Origin of the sequence: Chryseobacterium sp. SIMBA_029, assembly GCF_046535275.1 — a bacterium.
GTDB lineage: Bacteria > Bacteroidota > Bacteroidia > Flavobacteriales > Weeksellaceae > Chryseobacterium.
This window is the reverse complement of sequence record NZ_JAWRXA010000233.1, coordinates 1-277: the sequence shown is the minus strand read 5'-3', so window position 1 is coordinate 277 and position 277 is coordinate 1. Positions and strand designations below refer to the sequence as shown.

1 pseudogene is annotated in these 277 nt (G+C 61.0%); it reads left to right on the top strand.

Annotation, left to right across the window (positions count from 1 at the left end):
- A pseudogene (locus tag SB679_RS23950) lies at nt 1-271 on the top strand (SIS domain-containing protein); the annotation flags it as partial.
- Nucleotides 272-277: the final 6 nt, after the last annotated feature.

Sequence of the window (277 nt, the reverse complement as noted above, 5' to 3'; positions counted from 1 at the left end):
CGAGGAAGACACCAGCCTGATGCTGCTGGTCGGCGAAGACGAGAGCCGCCCGCTCATGGAGCGAGTGGTGAAATTCGCTGAGAACTACAACAAAAACACCACCCTCCTGGACAGCAAGGACTACGAGCTCCCCGGCGTCAGCCCCCGGTTCCGCGCCTTGGTGGCCCCCCTGATTCTCGATACCGTTCTGGATCGGTTCAGCAAGCACCTCGAACGCGTGCGCAACCACTCCTTGGATCTGCGCCGTTACTACCGCGTGGTGGAGTACTGACGCATC